General features: G+C 54.7%; 13 protein-coding genes. 7 read left to right on the top strand and 6 right to left on the bottom strand.

From position 1 onward, the window contains the following. Window positions 1–9 precede the first annotated feature (9 nt). The 5 genes from HMPREF3143_RS15840 to rmf all read left to right on the top strand — a co-directional run bounded on the left by HMPREF3143_RS15840 (window position 10) and on the right by rmf (window position 5,815). Window positions 10–1,917 carry an ABC transporter ATP-binding protein gene (locus HMPREF3143_RS15840; protein ID WP_008499935.1) on the top strand — a complete coding sequence of 636 codons (1,908 nt, stop codon included), beginning with the start codon at window positions 10–12 and terminating at the stop codon, window positions 1,915–1,917. Between the two features lie 13 nt (window positions 1,918–1,930). Further along, entirely contained in the window at window positions 1,931–3,184 is a 1,254-nt protein-coding gene (gene pqiA / locus HMPREF3143_RS15835) for a membrane integrity-associated transporter subunit PqiA (protein ID WP_008499934.1), read from the top strand. 4 nt (window positions 3,185–3,188) lie between these two features. Beyond that, complete coding sequence (pqiB, locus tag HMPREF3143_RS15830) at window positions 3,189–4,829, top strand: intermembrane transport protein PqiB (protein ID WP_008499933.1); 1,641 nt, start codon at window positions 3,189–3,191, stop codon at window positions 4,827–4,829. After that, window positions 4,826–5,392, top strand: a complete 567-nt coding sequence (gene pqiC, locus HMPREF3143_RS15825; RefSeq protein ID WP_008499932.1) for a membrane integrity-associated transporter subunit PqiC — start codon at window positions 4,826–4,828, stop codon at window positions 5,390–5,392. Before pqiB ends, pqiC begins: the two co-directional genes overlap by 4 nt. A 255-nt stretch (window positions 5,393–5,647) precedes the next feature. Next, window positions 5,648–5,815, top strand: a complete 168-nt coding sequence (gene rmf, locus HMPREF3143_RS15820) for a ribosome modulation factor (protein WP_013097261.1) — start codon at window positions 5,648–5,650, stop codon at window positions 5,813–5,815. Window positions 5,816–5,885: 70 nt separating this feature from the next. Here rmf and fabA read toward each other — a convergent pair whose 3' ends face one another. Beyond that, entirely contained in the window at window positions 5,886–6,404 is a 519-nt protein-coding gene (gene fabA / locus HMPREF3143_RS15815; protein ID WP_070533593.1) for a 3-hydroxyacyl-[acyl-carrier-protein] dehydratase FabA, read from the bottom strand. Window positions 6,405–6,472: 68 nt separating this feature from the next. Continuing rightward, complete coding sequence (locus tag HMPREF3143_RS15810) at window positions 6,473–8,233, bottom strand: AAA family ATPase (protein WP_070533591.1); 1,761 nt, start codon at window positions 8,231–8,233, stop codon at window positions 6,473–6,475. Window positions 8,234–8,419: 186 nt separating this feature from the next. Between HMPREF3143_RS15810 and matP the strand changes: the two genes are divergently transcribed. Continuing rightward, entirely contained in the window at window positions 8,420–8,872 is a 453-nt protein-coding gene (gene matP / locus HMPREF3143_RS15805) for a macrodomain Ter protein MatP (protein ID WP_070533589.1), read from the top strand. 65 nt (window positions 8,873–8,937) lie between these two features. Here matP and ompA read toward each other — a convergent pair whose 3' ends face one another. Continuing rightward, window positions 8,938–9,993: a porin OmpA gene (gene ompA, locus HMPREF3143_RS15800; protein WP_139145871.1), complete on the bottom strand. Its 1,056-nt coding sequence runs from the start codon at window positions 9,991–9,993 to the stop codon at window positions 8,938–8,940. Between the two features lie 354 nt (window positions 9,994–10,347). After that, the gene (sulA, locus tag HMPREF3143_RS15795; RefSeq protein WP_070533585.1) at window positions 10,348–10,857 is read right to left on the bottom strand and encodes an SOS-induced cell division inhibitor SulA; all 510 of its coding nucleotides are present in this window, start codon (window positions 10,855–10,857) and stop codon (window positions 10,348–10,350) included. Between the two features lie 217 nt (window positions 10,858–11,074). Between sulA and HMPREF3143_RS15790 the strand changes: the two genes are divergently transcribed. Continuing rightward, window positions 11,075–11,701: a TfoX/Sxy family DNA transformation protein gene (locus HMPREF3143_RS15790; RefSeq protein WP_008499926.1), complete on the top strand. Its 627-nt coding sequence runs from the start codon at window positions 11,075–11,077 to the stop codon at window positions 11,699–11,701. Here the strand turns inward: HMPREF3143_RS15790 and yccS are convergent. Both yccS and HMPREF3143_RS15780 read right to left on the bottom strand, forming a co-directional pair. Further along, on the bottom strand, window positions 11,658–13,820 hold the full coding sequence (gene yccS, locus HMPREF3143_RS15785; protein WP_023343700.1) for a YccS family putative transporter: 2,163 nt from the start codon (window positions 13,818–13,820) through the stop codon (window positions 11,658–11,660). The genes HMPREF3143_RS15790 and yccS overlap by 44 nt on opposite strands. Before the next feature lie 19 nt (window positions 13,821–13,839). Next, complete coding sequence (locus HMPREF3143_RS15780; protein WP_008499924.1) at window positions 13,840–14,286, bottom strand: YccF domain-containing protein; 447 nt, start codon at window positions 14,284–14,286, stop codon at window positions 13,840–13,842. Between the last annotated feature and the right edge of the window lie 33 nt (window positions 14,287–14,319).

Genomic DNA, 14,319 nt, shown 5'->3' with positions numbered 1-14,319 from the left:
GAAAAATAAATGTCTTTAATTAGTATGCACGGCGCGTGGCTCTCTTTCAGCGACTCACCGCTTCTCGACAATGCAGAGCTGCACATCGAAGATAACGAGCGCGTCTGTCTGGTGGGCCGTAACGGCGCGGGTAAATCCACGCTGATGAAAATCCTTAACCGCGAACAGGGCCTGGATGACGGGCGCATTGTTTACGAACAGGATCTGATTGTCTCCCGCCTGCAGCAGGATCCACCGCGTCACGTGACCGGCAGCGTGTACGATTTCGTGGCGGAAGGGATCTCCGAGCAGGCTGAATACCTGAAGCGCTATCACGAGATTTCGCATCTGGTGATGACCGATCCGAGCGACAAAAACCTCAACGAACTGGCAAAAGTGCAGGAGATGCTCGATCACCACGGTCTGTGGCAGCTTGAAAACCGCATTAATGAAGTGCTGGCGCAGCTCGGGCTGGAACCCGACATGGAGCTGTCGGCGCTCTCCGGCGGCTGGCTGCGTAAAGCCGCCCTGGGTCGTGCGCTGGTCAGCGGGCCGAAGGTGCTGCTGCTGGACGAACCGACGAACCACTTGGATATCGAAGCGATCGACTGGCTGGAAGGCTTCCTGAAAACCTTCAGCGGCACCATCATCTTTATCTCGCACGATCGTTCGTTTATTCGCAATATGGCGACGCGCATTGTCGATCTCGACCGCGGCAAGCTCGTGACCTATCCTGGCGATTACGATACGTATCTGCTGGAGAAAGAAGAAAACCTGCGCGTGGAAGAGTTGCAGAATGCGGAGTTTGACCGCAAGCTGGCGCAGGAAGAGGTCTGGATCCGCCAGGGCATCAAAGCCCGCCGTACCCGTAACGAAGGCCGCGTGCGCGCCCTGAAGGCGATGCGTCGCGAGCGCAGCGAACGCCGTGAAGTGATGGGCAGCGCCAAAATGCAGGTGGAAGAGGCGTCCCGTTCCGGCAAGATTGTCTTTGAAATGGAAAACGTTAACTATCAGGTTGACGGTAAAGTGCTGGTGAAAGACTTCTCGGCACAGGTTCAGCGCGGCGACAAAATCGCCCTGATTGGCCCGAACGGCTGCGGTAAAACCACGCTGCTGAAACTGATGCTCGGCCAGCTGCAGGCCGACAGCGGCCGCATTCACTGCGGGACCAAGCTGGAGGTCGCCTACTTCGACCAGCACCGCGCGGAGCTGGATCCGGACCGTACGGTGATGGACAACCTCGCCGAAGGCAAGCAGGAAGTGATGGTGAACGGCAAGCCGCGCCACGTGCTGGGCTACCTGCAGGACTTTCTGTTCCATCCGAAGCGTGCCATGACGCCGGTGCGCGCGCTGTCAGGCGGTGAGCGCAACCGTCTTCTGCTGGCGCGCCTGTTCCTGAAGCCAAGCAACCTGCTGATCCTCGATGAACCGACCAACGATCTGGATGTCGAAACGCTGGAACTGCTGGAAGAACTGATTGACGGTTATCAGGGCACCGTGATGCTGGTCAGCCACGATCGTCAGTTCGTTGACAACACCGTGACCGAGTGCTGGATCTTCGAAGGTGAAGGGCGAATTGGTCAATATGTCGGCGGTTATCACGATGCAAAAGGGCAGCAGGCACAGTCGCTGGCGACGAAACAGTCAAAGTCCAAAATAAGTTCTGAACCTGCTGTAACAAAAGCAGAAACTGTCAAGAAAACCTCGGCTAAACTAAGCTATAACCTGCAGCGCGAACTGGAGGGGCTGCCGCAGCGTCTTGAAGAGCTGGAGGCTGCGCTTGAGGATCTGCAAAAACAGGTTGCTGATGCGTCATTCTTTACCCAATCGCATGACTATACTCAGAAAGTATTGGCTGAAATGTCCGCGGCTGAAAAAGCCCTGGAAGACGCCTTTGAGCGCTGGGAGTACCTTGAGTCTCTGAAAAACGGCGCATAAACAGGGATAACATATGTGTGACCAGCACCATGCCGACAGGCATATTTTATGCTCGCAATGCGATATGCTCGTGGCGTTGCCAGAGCTTGGTCACGGACATAAAGCCCTGTGTCCACGCTGTGGCGCGACGTTGACAACCGAGTGGGACGCGCCGCGGCAGCGTCCCACTGCTTACGCGCTGGCAGCACTGTTCATGCTGCTGCTCTCTAATCTCTTCCCCTTCATCTATATGAAGGTGGGGGGGATCACCAGTCAGGTGGATCTGCTTGAAATCCCGGGCGTGATGTTCTCGGAAGATTACGCCAGCCTGGGGACCTTCTTTCTCCTGTTTGTCCAGATAGTCCCGGCTTTTTGCCTGGTCGTCATCCTTTTGCTGGTGAACCGCGTCAGGATGCCGGCACCGCTGAAAATCCGACTTGCGCGTATTCTGTTTCAGCTCAAAAGCTGGGGGATGGCGGAGATCTTTCTGGCGGGGATCCTGGTCAGTTTCGTGAAGCTGATGGCGTACGGCGACGTGGGGATTGGCAGCAGCTTTATTCCCTGGTGTCTGTACTGCGTCCTGCAGCTGCGCGCTTTCCAGTGCGTGGACAGACGCTGGGCGTGGGATGATATCGCCCCGGCACCGACGCTTGCGCAGACGGTGAAGGTCGGCGTGCCCGGCATTCGCCAGGGGCTTCGCTCGTGCCCGTGCTGTACCGCCGTGCTGCCCGCCGATCTCGACGTTTGTCCGCGCTGCGAAACGAAAGGGCACGTGCGCCGTAAAAATAGCCTGCAGTGGACGATGGCGCTGCTGGTCACGTCCGTCATGCTGTATCTGCCAGCCAATATTCTGCCAATCATGATCACCGATTTGCTCGGCGACAAAATGCCCTCGACGATCCTGGCCGGGGTGATACTGCTCTGGGGCGAAGGTTCCTATCCGGTCGCTGGCGTCATCTTTATCGCCAGTATTATGGTGCCCACCTTAAAAATGATCGCCATCGCCTGGCTCTGTTGGGATGCGAAAGGTCATGGGAAACGCGACAGCGAACGCATGCACCTGATTTATGAAGTGGTCGAGTTTGTCGGACGCTGGTCAATGATTGACGTGTTTGTCATCGCCGTTCTCTCTGCGCTGGTGCGGATGGGCGGTTTGATGAGTATTTATCCTGCGATGGGGGCTTTAATGTTTGCACTGGTCGTGATCATGACCATGTTTGCGGCCATGACCTTCGACCCTCGTTTATCGTGGGATCGTGAGCCTGAATCAAGCCATGAGGAAGAGTAAGAGCATGGAAAATAAGAGTGGAGAGGCGAAAGTGCAGAAGGTCAAAAACTGGTCTCCGGTGTGGATTTTTCCCATCGTGACTGCGCTGATCGGTGCCTGGATCCTGTTTTATCATTACAGCCATCAGGGGCCGGAAGTGACGCTGATAACCACCAATGCCGAGGGGATTGAGGGCGGTAAAACGACCATCAAAAGCCGTAGCGTGGATGTGGGCGTGGTGGAAAGCGCAACCCTGACCGACGATTTAACCCATGTGGAAATTAAGGCGCGCCTGAATGCCGGCATGGAAAAACTGCTGCACGGCGATTCCGTTTTCTGGGTCGTTAAGCCGCAGGTGGGGCGTGAAGGGATCAGCGGCCTGGGGACGCTGCTCTCGGGTGCCTACATTGAACTGCAGCCGGGGGCTAAGGGTAACCAGCCAGCCCAATACCAGCTTCTGGATTCACCGCCGCTTGCACCGCCTGATGCCAAGGGCATCCGCGTGATCCTCGACAGTAAAAAAGCGGGTCAGCTCACGGCGGGCGACCCGGTTCTGTTCCGCGGCTACCGCGTCGGTTCGGTTGAGAAAAGCACGTTTGATCCGCAGAAACGCGCGATCAGCTATCAGCTCTTCATTAATGCGCCAAACGATCGCCTGGTTACCAGCAACGTCCGCTTCTGGAAAGACAGCGGGATCGCGGTGGATCTGACTTCGGCTGGCATGCGCGTTGAAATGGGTTCGCTGACCACGCTGTTTGGTGGCGGCGTGAGTTTTGACGTGCCGGAGGGCCTGGATTTAGGGCAGCCGGTCGCAGAGAACACCGCTTTCCGTCTCTTTGACGATCAAAAAAGCATTCAGGATGCGCTCTATACCGATCACGTTGACTTCCTGATGTTCTTTAAAGACTCCGTTCGCGGCCTGCAGCCGGGGGCGCCTGTTGAATTCCGAGGCATTCGTCTCGGTACGGTTGGGCAAGTGCCGTTCTTCGTCCCGGGCCTTCAGCAGGTGCTGGATGATGATTACCGCATTCCGGTACTGATCCGCATTGAACCGGAGCGTCTGCTTAATCAGATTGGTGAAAATCAGGATATCGCGACTCATATCACCCAGCTGATGGAACGCGGTCTGCGCGGGTCGCTGAAAACCGGCAACCTGGTAACCGGTGCGCTGTATGTGGATATGGACTTCTACCCGAAAGCACCGCCGATTACCGGTATCCGTGAATTCGGTGGCTACAAGATCATCCCAACGGTGAGCAGCGGTCTGGCGCAGATCCAGCAGCGTCTGATGGAGACGCTGGATAAGATCAACAATCTGCCACTGAATCCGATGATTGAAGCGGCAACAAACTCGCTGAGCGAAAGCCAGGCAACGATGCGCCGTCTGCAAACCACGCTGGATAACATCAACAAGATTACGGCGAGCCAGAGCATGCAGCAGCTGCCGCAGGACATGCAGAAAACGCTGCGTGAGCTGAACCGCAGTATGCAGGGCTTCCAGCCGGGATCAGCGGCCTATAACAAGATGGTGGCAGATATGCAGCGTCTTGATCAGGTCCTGCGTGAACTGCAGCCGGTTCTGAAAACGCTCAACGAGAAGAGCAATGCGCTGGTGTTCGAAGCGAAAGATAAAAAGGATCCTGAGCCGAAGAGGGCAAAAGAATGAAAAAATGGCTATTGATGGTTGGCGCTCTGCTGTTAACGGCGTGCAGTTCAGGGGGAGATAATAAAAGCTATTATCAGCTGCCTGTGGCAACCCACAGCGGTGGGCAAAGCACGGCCAGTCAGGGAAACCGCCAGCTGTGGGTTGAGCAGGTCGCCGTGCCGGATTATCTGGCAGGAAACGGCGTGGTCTATCAGACCAGCGACGTGAAATACGTGATTGCGACCAACAACCTGTGGGCCAGCCCGCTGGATCAGCAGCTGCGCAACACGCTGGTGGCCAATCTGGGCAGCCAGCTTCCGGGGTGGGTAGTCGCGTCGCAGCCGCTGGGTAACGATCAGGATACGCTGAACGTCACCGTAACGGGCTTCCACGGCCGTTATGACGGTGCGGTGGTGATCAGCGGGGAGTGGTTGCTGAACCATCAGGGGCAGCTGATTAAGCGTCCTTTCCATCTGGAGCTGAAGCAGCAGAAAGATGGCTATGACGAAATGGTGAAAGTCCTGGCTCAGGGATGGGCGCAGGAGTCGGCCAGTATCGCGAGAGAGATTTCCCGACTGCCATAAGTAAAATTCATCATCAGAAACCGCAATCGGTCTGTCGCTGATTGCGGTTTTTTTTCGTTTTCAACTCAGGTTGTTACTTGTGCCACGTCACAATTTTTGTACAAATGAACTTCCAGCTAGCTCACAAATATGACACCCGTATGAATTTTGAACATTGACGATGCGACTAATTCGGGGTATTCGTTATCTGTGCCTGTGCAGATAGTGCAGACACTGTTTTCTTTCCACCAGACAAAAGAATGAGGGAAACGAGGCATGAAGAGACAGAAACGAGATCGCCTGGAACGGGCTCATCAACGTGGTTATCAGGCCGGCATCGCTGGACGTTCTAAAGAAATGTGTCCTTATCAGACGATAAATCAAAGGTCACAATGGCTTGGAGGCTGGCGAGAAGCCATCGGCGACAGGGCACTCATAGCCTGATAACGTCTCTTTCAAAAAAGAAACCTCCGCAATGCGGAGGTTTCGCCTTTCTGGAGGTGCGAAAGCACGATCAGAACGCGGACGTGTCCTGGAACAGGCCAACCTTCAGGTCGCTTGCGCTATAGATCAGACGACCGTCTACCAGCACTTCGCCATCTGCCAGGCCCATAATCAGGCGGCGGTTAACGATGCGCTTGAAGTGAATACGATAGGTCACTTTCTTCGCCGTAGGCAGAACCTGGCCGGTGAATTTTACTTCGCCTACGCCCAGCGCGCGGCCTTTACCTTCACCACCCAGCCAGCCCAGATAGAAGCCAACCAGCTGCCACATTGCATCCAGACCCAGACAGCCAGGCATTACCGGATCGCCAATAAAGTGGCAACCGAAGAACCACAGGTCCGGGCTGATATCGAGTTCTGCTTCTACGTAACCCTTATCGAAGTTGCCGCCGGTTTCGGTCATTTTCACGACACGGTCCATCATCAGCATGTTCGGGGCCGGTAACTGTGGGCCTTTCGCGCCAAACAGTTCACCGCGACCAGAGGCAAGAAGATCTTCTTTTGTATAGGATTCGCGTTTATCTACCATGTTCTCAGTAAGCCTTATTTTAGTGAAGGACGCAGGATAGCTAACACGTGTACGCTGAACAAGTCCGATCAGTTCGAACCAAACCAGCCCAGCCAGCGTAACGGCCATGGATAACGGTGACGAGCATCCTGCTGTGTCGCCTGAGCAATGCGCTCCTGGATAGTCTGCATCAGGGTGGTTTGCCCTTCGCCGTCCCATACCAGGTTTGTCAGTAAGGGTAGTGCATCCTCAATCCCTTCGATGGCCCAGATAGCGAACTGCTCTTGTTCAACCGCATCCAGAATCTCCTGACTGAGGCTTAAATGGCGTGCGTTGGGTGCCGGAATAATGACACCCTGCTTGCCGTTTAAACCGCGCTGCTGGCAGATAGAGAAGAAGCCTTCAATTTTTTCGTTGAGGCCACCCACAGGCTGCGCCCGACCGAATTGATCCACCGAACCGGTGATCGCGATGTTCTGGTTGATGGGCACTTCCGCCAGGGCGCTGATTAAGGCGCACAGTTCAGCCATAGAGGCGCTATCGCCATCCACTTCGCTGTAGGACTGCTCAAACGTCAGCGAGGCGGAGAAGGGGATCTGTTGCTCAAGCTGCAGCTCAGACATCAAAAACGCCTGCATGATCATCATGCCTTTCGCGTGAATGTTTCCGCCCAGCTCGGCTTTCCGTTCGATATCGGTAAATTCGCCATCGCCAATGTGCACAACGCAGCTGATACGGGACGGCTCCCCGAACGCGCGCGGATGGCCAGGGAATTCAATCACCGACAGAGCGTTGATCTGCCCGACGCGTTCGCCTTCGGTTTCCACCAGGATTTGGTCCAGCAGAATTTCATCCTGCATACGGTCAGCAAGATAGCCTTCCCGCCACTCTCGCTGTGCCAGCATCTGGGTGAGCTGCTCTCCGGTGAACGCACCGTTACCGCTGATCGTGCCCACTTCACGCAGCTGTTTGCCGATCCAGAGCGGGCAAAGGGGGAGCGTTTCCTGGTCACCGGTATAGCGCACCGCTTCGCGGATCAGGCCTGGCCATGCGTCAGCCGCAGGCGTTGGCAGTGCAAAACGTTCAGCAACGGCCATCACCCACTGGCACCACTGCGCCATATCGTCGGCATCGGCAATCTGGATATTGTCTTCGTATTCGCTATACACCGCCTGTTCAGCCAGTTCAGGCTCCATTTCCTGGAAGTCTGCCAGCGATTCACGGTCGCCCGTTAGCACGACGGTTAATGACAGCGGCATAGACGGAACCGAGACAGGCAGAGGACGAGACTCATCGTAGCCGACCCAGTCGAAACGCTGCTGATGCACGATGGTTTTCAGACGCATCCACAGCAGCGGCTGCGAGAGCAGGGTACGCAGCGAGATGATCAGGACACCGCCATTTGCGCGATGTACCAGCCCAGGCTGCAGCGAAAGCTCGCCGTTAAACTGGCGCAGACAACCAAAGAGTTGTTCAGCCTCGACCCAGTTCGCGGTAATCACCTCGCCCTTAGCGGCAAAAAGGCCGTCAGCCTGCGCCGCCGGTTCGAAAGTAACATCATGTCCAGCGATACGATACTGGCCGCCAAAAACGGCGTTCGCTTCCGGCTTTAGCTGACGCACGGCATCCCCGAACAACGTCAGGTATTCCGCTTCTTCCGGGGCTTTGAGCAGCATGAAAGGCGCAGTTGCCCAAGGGCTTAATACCTGCTCCAGCGCATAATGCAAACGGGGCTGCGTATCGCTAAGGATGAATTCGTGTTCTTTTGCGAGATCTGGCTGTGCAAACAGTTCCTGATAACTTTCGGTATCCGGAACAAGGTCACGCCATGCAAGTTTCGTAATGGTCAAAGTTGATGTTTTTTAGTCAGATGTAAAAGCGTGGAGTATACCGTAAGCGGGGGGCTGTACCCAAGCAGGATTGGGGATTTCGACAGGGTGATTGGCTGCATTCACTCACAGGATATGATTTCTTTTCAGCAGATTGCTAAAAAACTGATATTCTGAACAGAGTTACGTGGTAACACTGAGATCGCAATGAAATATCAACAACTGGAAAATCTCGAAAGCGGCTGGAAATGGAAGTACCTGGTCAAAAAGCACCGTGAAGGGGAGCTGATCACCTGCTACATCGAAGCCAGCGCTGCGCAAGAAGCCGTGGATATTTTGCTGACCCTCGAAAACGAACCGGTACAGGTCAACGGCTGGATTGAGAAACACATTAATCCTGCGTTGTTAAACCGGATGAAGCAAACTATCCGCGCGCGACGCAAACGGCATTTTAATGCTGAGCACCAGCACACTCGCAAAAAATCAATCGACCTGGAATTTGTTGTCTGGCAGCGCCTGGCCGGGCTGGCACAACGACGGGGTAAAACGCTGTCGGAAACCATCGTGCAGTTGATTGAGGATGCAGAACATAAAGAGCAGTACGCCAACCAGATGTCGACACTGAAGAATGATCTTCAGGCGCTGTTGGGTAAAAAGTAGTTTTTTTACTTTTCTTCAGACAATAAAAAACCCCGCATTGCGGGGTTTTTTTATAAGACGATAACTTATGCCGCTGGCTGAGTTACAACGTCTTTGATGCCTTTAACTTCGATCTCTACGCGACGATCTGGAGCCAGGCAGTCGATCAGTGCAGCGCGAGCTTTCACGTTGTCACAGGTGTTGCCAGTAACTGGGTTAGATTCGCCCATACCACGTGGGGAGATCTTGTTAGCTGGGATACCTTTAGAGATCAGGTAATCAACAACAGACTGAGCACGTTTCTCAGACAGTTTCTGGTTGTAAGCGTCAGAACCGATACGGTCGGTGAAGCCCAGAACCACTACAGAACCGTCTTTAGGATCCAGGTTGCTCAGCTGGGTGTACAGCTGATCCAGTGCCTGCTGGCCTTCTGGTTTCAGAGTCGCTTTGTTGAAGTTGAACAGAACGTCAGACTTCAGAGTGAAGTGCTTGGTCTGTACTTCTGGAGCTGGAGCCGGCGCTGGAGCAACAACTGGAGCTGCTTCTTCCTGCTGGCCGAAACGGTAGGAAACACCAACGCTCAGCATGCCGTTGTCTGGACGAACACCAACGGTGTTGCCGTCGCCGATGTTGTTAACCCACTGGTATTCCAGACGGGTAGCGATGTCACGGGTCATAGCCCACTCAACGCCACCAGCGAATACTGGGGAAACACCGGTGTCATGGTCGTCGCCAGCGATGCTGTTGCTGGAGTCAGCGCGCCATACCATGCCGCCCAGACGGGTGTACACGTCCAGATCGTCAGTTACTGGGTAACCCAGTTTAGCGGTCAGCTGAACGCCCTGTGCTTTGAAAGCGCCGTTTACGGTGTCGCCTTTGTATGGCATACGACCTAACCAGTCGTAACCCATTTCAAAACCAACATACGGGTTAACCTGATAGCCACCGAACGCACCTGCACCAAGCTGGCTCTCGTGAGTTGGGCCATCGTTGTTCAGGTCTTTGTTGTACCAGCCGGTGTCGTGGAACTGAGACCAGCCCAGTTTACCACCTGCATACCAGGTATTATCTTTCGGAGCGGCCTGCGCTACGGTAGCGAAGCCAGCCAGTGCCACTGCAATCGCGATAGCTGTCTTTTTCATTTTTTGCGCCTCGTTATCATCCAAAATTCGCCATGAAAGTCTCAAGAGAGAATCACGGTTAAATCCTTCACCGGGGGGCGTGGTCAAATATAAATCTACCGATATCTTCGGCTTAGGCCGAGCACCCCTGGCGATGTAAAGTCTACAACGTAGCTGAAAACTTACAAGTGTGAAGTCCGTCAGGCATATGAAAAAAAAAGTTCCGTATACCGATTATTTAACATTTTTCGAACGAATTTTGTGCAATAAAATTAAGGAGAACCGCACCAGACAAGCCTTGCCGCAATTTTAAGGCCGGGAACTAAAATCCCATCTTGCGGTCAAAAAAAACTCCAGGAAAAATCTCAAATTCACTCAATGATACAAATTTGAGTGAATTTTTAGCCCAGAAAGTTGTCCTCTGCGGTAAGAATCCGATCGAACCGGACGCATAATGAACCCGATCGCATTCCCTTCTTCAGCGGCTTCAGTCAGTCGGAAATGTTCCTCTTCCGTCAATTCTTCCGGTAACCAACCAATCACCACGCTGTAATTTCCTGTGCGTAACGCGCGGATCATCGACTCAACGGTATCGCAAGGCGAAAGTTGATTAATCTGCATGACCTTGGTCAGCGGAAGGCCTGCGGATTGAACCCACTCGCGACTCAGCTTTTGCTGAGGCGTGAGCCAAAGCTGCCAGCGTGATTGCTGACCGAGCTGTTGTAATAATGGCAGTAAAAGAAGTTGCGTTAACAAGGGCTGGTCTTCACGATAAACCACTTCACTGATAAGCCCTGTGGAAACACGCTCGACGGAATTCTGCGCGACATTGCCTGCGGCAGAAGAGATAGAGGTTGCGCGATTTGCATAGCCTGAAGTGTGCATATTCATTCCAGCCCTGTGGTTACTGTATGGATATACAGTAACTCCTGTATGCCCAAAGATCAACCTCATTTTCGGAAAGCGACTCGCAAAATTCATTCAATCTTGATGCCCCTCGAAAAATCATCTTGCTCAACGACGATAAGTTGCCTATTTTCCTGCTAACGGATCCGCTAGTAAGAAATTTCGTTGTTAGCCTATGATTTTGAAGGGAAATATCATGAAAAAGATATCTTATGAACGGATTTATAAATCCCAGGAATACCTCTCTCCGTTGGGCGAGATTCATCATCGCGCGCTGTTTGGCGGTTACACCCTGGCGGTCGATGATGCGGTCTTTGCCATGGTGTCCGATGGCGAACTTTACCTTCGCGCGTGTGAAGAGAGTGCAAAATACTGTGTAAAAAATGCTTCCTCCTTCTTGACGTTGATGAAGCGAGGCCGCCCGGTGCTGCTCAACTATTATCGTGTGGATGACGGATTATGGCAGGACAGGGAGCGGTTGCTTCAGCTCTCCTCGTTTGCACTCAGTGCGGCAAGGAAAGAGCGCTACCAGCGTCATCAACGAACCCGTCTTAAGGATCTGCCGAACCTGACCTTTCAGCTTGAAGTCTTGCTCTTTGAAGCCGGTATCACCAATGAAGAAACGCTGCGGGCGCTGGGCGCCAGAGCGAGCTGGCTGAAGATGCGGGCAAAGAATAAGGCACTCAGTATAAAAGTGCTCTTTGCGCTGGAAGGGGCTATCGAAGGGCTGCATGAGGCGGCACTCCCGGCAGGTATCCGCCGGGAGCTGACGGAGTGGTTTAATGCGCTGCCTGAGCCGCAGGAGAGTCGTTCCTCCAGGTAGCGATGTGCTGTTGCAGCCGGCAAATTTCAGGCAGCAGAGCGATAAGCAGGCCTATCTGCTGAAGAACCAGCGGCGCTTTGCTGTCGTTTCCCGGGTCAAGATGCGCAATGCGTTGAGCCAGTTCATCCAGAGCCTGTCGAACGCGCGGTTCATCGGCCGGGCGGTGATGAAGCGCATCATCGACATAGCAGACGGCGTCATCGAGGAGGTTGAGAACCGCCGGGTTAGTGAGCTTCTCGCGGTGGGCCCCCAGCGTCGAAATATAGCTGGTAAAGGTATGGTTCAGGCAGAGCAGGCGGAACGCTGTCTCACGAATCTCAGCCGTGGCGCGCGGCTCCGTTGACATGTTAGAGACAACGGAGGCCAGTTCAGCATCACTGTTGTGCGCGTCGCGACGTGCTATCCGGTAAGCCAGACGGTTATCGCGGCCCTGGTGGTACTGCTCCAGAATTGCGTCAAGGTAACGACAGTTGGCATTCATCGCCCTGTCTACTACGCGCGGCAAATTGCGAAAACGCCAGTCCGGCCAGATAAAGCTGACCGCGGCCCAGGCAATCGCGCAGCCAATCAGCGTATCAATCACGCGGGGCAGGGCGACTTCAAACCCTTCACCCAGCAGATTAAAGCAGAGCAGCACCAGCAGCGTGATGAACATGGTGGCATGGGCGTACTGCACGTTGCGAAACGCGAAAAACAGCACGCCGGTGATCACGATCAGAATTAGCTGCCCTTCGACGGAAGGCACGAAATAAAGCACCGGCAGGCCGATTGCGACCCCGACCAGCGTGCCGATAATGCGCAGCGCAAGACGGTGTCGGGTGGCGTTATAGTTCGGCTGGCAGACGAACAGGCTGGTCAGCAGGATCCAGTAGCCATGATGCAGCCCGGTTATCTGGATAAAGGCATAACCCACGCACAGCACCAGCGACATTCTCACCGCGTGGCGGAAGAGAGCCGACTCCGGGGTAAAGTTGCGGCTCAGGCGTAGCCACATATCGCTAACACTGTGCACGCTGTCATCAGCAAGCTGATTGTCGACCTCACTGCCCGGAAGCGCCATCGCCTGCTCGGACTCGATGGTCGCCAGCTGTGCGTCAATCGCCCGCAGGTTGTTCAGCAGAAAGCCCAGCGCTTTGATGTGTTCCGGCGACGTTCCGCTGGCCTGAACGCGGTCGAGCGCTGCGTCAAGATGGCTAAATACGCGTTCAAAACGTGGGTCATGCTGATAGGGCGTGCGCAGCAGAATGGAGCGCGAGAGCTGCTGGCACGCCTGGGACTGCATGGAGAGCAGGCGCTGGAAGCGGAACATCACGTCGCTGTAGCGGAACTTCTCGCGCAGGGCGGCATACTGGACGTGCGAGGAGCTGGCGCGTTCATGAATGTCCTGGGCGGCAAAATAGTAGTGTAAGGTTCTTCGCGTTCCGCGCTGACCGCGATCGCCGCGCAGACGGGTCAGCAGAGAGGCTTTTGTCTGGTTAAGGGTGGCGACCAGTTGACCATTTGCCAGCGCCAGATCGTAGAGCGGCGCCTGGCTTTCTTCCTCGATATCCGGGTCGAACAGCCGGGATTTCAGTTCCAGATAGTGGGCTAGCTGCTCAAAGCTGCGGGCAAGGTTGTCCTGCAGAGGACGAACAGGGAAGATCAGATGACCGGTTAAGGTCAGCAGGTTATACCAGATGGCGCCGAGCAACAGCAGAACCGGCTGCTGGTACCACTGGTCGTAGAGGGATGCGCCCAGCATGGTATAGATGGCGATCAGCAGGGCGCCAAACGCGATAGTGGCATAGCGCTGCCCGAGGCCGCCCAGTAAAATAAACCCGCTGGTTGAGAGCGTCAGACCCAGGGCAAACAGCCAGGGCCAGGGGAAAAGTAACTCAACGGACGCTGACGCAATAAAAAAGCAGACGAGCGTGATGACCAGGTTGCGTAAACGCCCGGCCAGACGATCGTCCAGGTCCGCCAGCGCCCCGGCCACGACGCCCAGCGTGAGCGGGATGGTGAGCTTGACGTCATTCAGCCACCAGGGCAGGGCAACCGTGCCGCAAAGTGCGATAAATATCCTGACGTTATAAAGCCAGGTGCTGTTCCAGGTATAACGGCGAAGCAGTGGGCTTAGCATAAACGCGGCCAGTCCTTAGTTACTGAAAACGACGACGCGCATTGGCTTCACGCGCCGCCTGGGCCACTTCGACCGGAACAACCCTGCGCCCGACGGGCCAAAGAGCGATAGCGGCGATCTTAAAGTTCGCGATCCCCACCGGAATACCAATAATCGTGATGCACTGCGCAATACCCGCAAAAATATGCATGATGCAGAGCCACCAGCCGAAGAAAATCAGCCACAGAATGTTAAGCAGGGTACCCCCCGTATTCATCAGGGCGTTTTTGCTCTCCGGATTCAGCTCGTCAACGTGGATGGCTTCATTCCCGTAGGGGACGAAGGAGAGTTTTGTGATTTCCCAGCAGGAGCGAGTCAGGGGGAGCGTGAAAATCAGGACGATGCTCACCAGCGTGGCAAAAAGCCAGGAAAGGGTGGTGGCAAAACCGCCCAGCACAAAATTCAACACATTCAGAACGGTACGCATAAACCCTCACTTCCTTTCGATAAAATTAACGCC

The sequence above is a fragment of the Enterobacter sp. HMSC16D10 genome, assembly GCF_001807145.1.
In the GTDB taxonomy this organism is placed as follows: domain Bacteria; phylum Pseudomonadota; class Gammaproteobacteria; order Enterobacterales; family Enterobacteriaceae; genus Enterobacter; species Enterobacter roggenkampii.
This window is presented reverse-complemented; position numbering and strand designations above follow the sequence as displayed.

Bases quoted from the DNA above. Each gene is read 5' to 3' on its own strand.
- HMPREF3143_RS15840 (WP_008499935.1), top strand. From the start codon at position 10: ATGTCTTTAATTAGTATGCACGGCGCGTGGCTCTCTTTCAGCGACTCA.
- pqiA (WP_008499934.1), top strand. From the start codon at position 1,931: ATGTGTGACCAGCACCATGCCGACAGGCATATTTTATGCTCGCAATGC.
- pqiB (WP_008499933.1), top strand. From the start codon at position 3,189: ATGGAAAATAAGAGTGGAGAGGCGAAAGTGCAGAAGGTCAAAAACTGG.
- pqiC (WP_008499932.1), top strand. From the start codon at position 4,826: ATGAAAAAATGGCTATTGATGGTTGGCGCTCTGCTGTTAACGGCGTGC.
- rmf (WP_013097261.1), top strand. From the start codon at position 5,648: ATGAAGAGACAGAAACGAGATCGCCTGGAACGGGCTCATCAACGTGGT.
- fabA (WP_070533593.1), bottom strand. From the start codon at position 6,404: ATGGTAGATAAACGCGAATCCTATACAAAAGAAGATCTTCTTGCCTCT.
- matP (WP_070533589.1), top strand. From the start codon at position 8,420: ATGAAATATCAACAACTGGAAAATCTCGAAAGCGGCTGGAAATGGAAG.
- ompA (WP_139145871.1), bottom strand. From the start codon at position 9,993: ATGAAAAAGACAGCTATCGCGATTGCAGTGGCACTGGCTGGCTTCGCT.
- sulA (WP_070533585.1), bottom strand. From the start codon at position 10,857: ATGCACACTTCAGGCTATGCAAATCGCGCAACCTCTATCTCTTCTGCC.
- HMPREF3143_RS15790 (WP_008499926.1), top strand. From the start codon at position 11,075: ATGAAAAAGATATCTTATGAACGGATTTATAAATCCCAGGAATACCTC.
- yccS (WP_023343700.1), bottom strand. From the start codon at position 13,820: ATGCTAAGCCCACTGCTTCGCCGTTATACCTGGAACAGCACCTGGCTT.
- HMPREF3143_RS15780 (WP_008499924.1), bottom strand. From the start codon at position 14,286: ATGCGTACCGTTCTGAATGTGTTGAATTTTGTGCTGGGCGGTTTTGCC.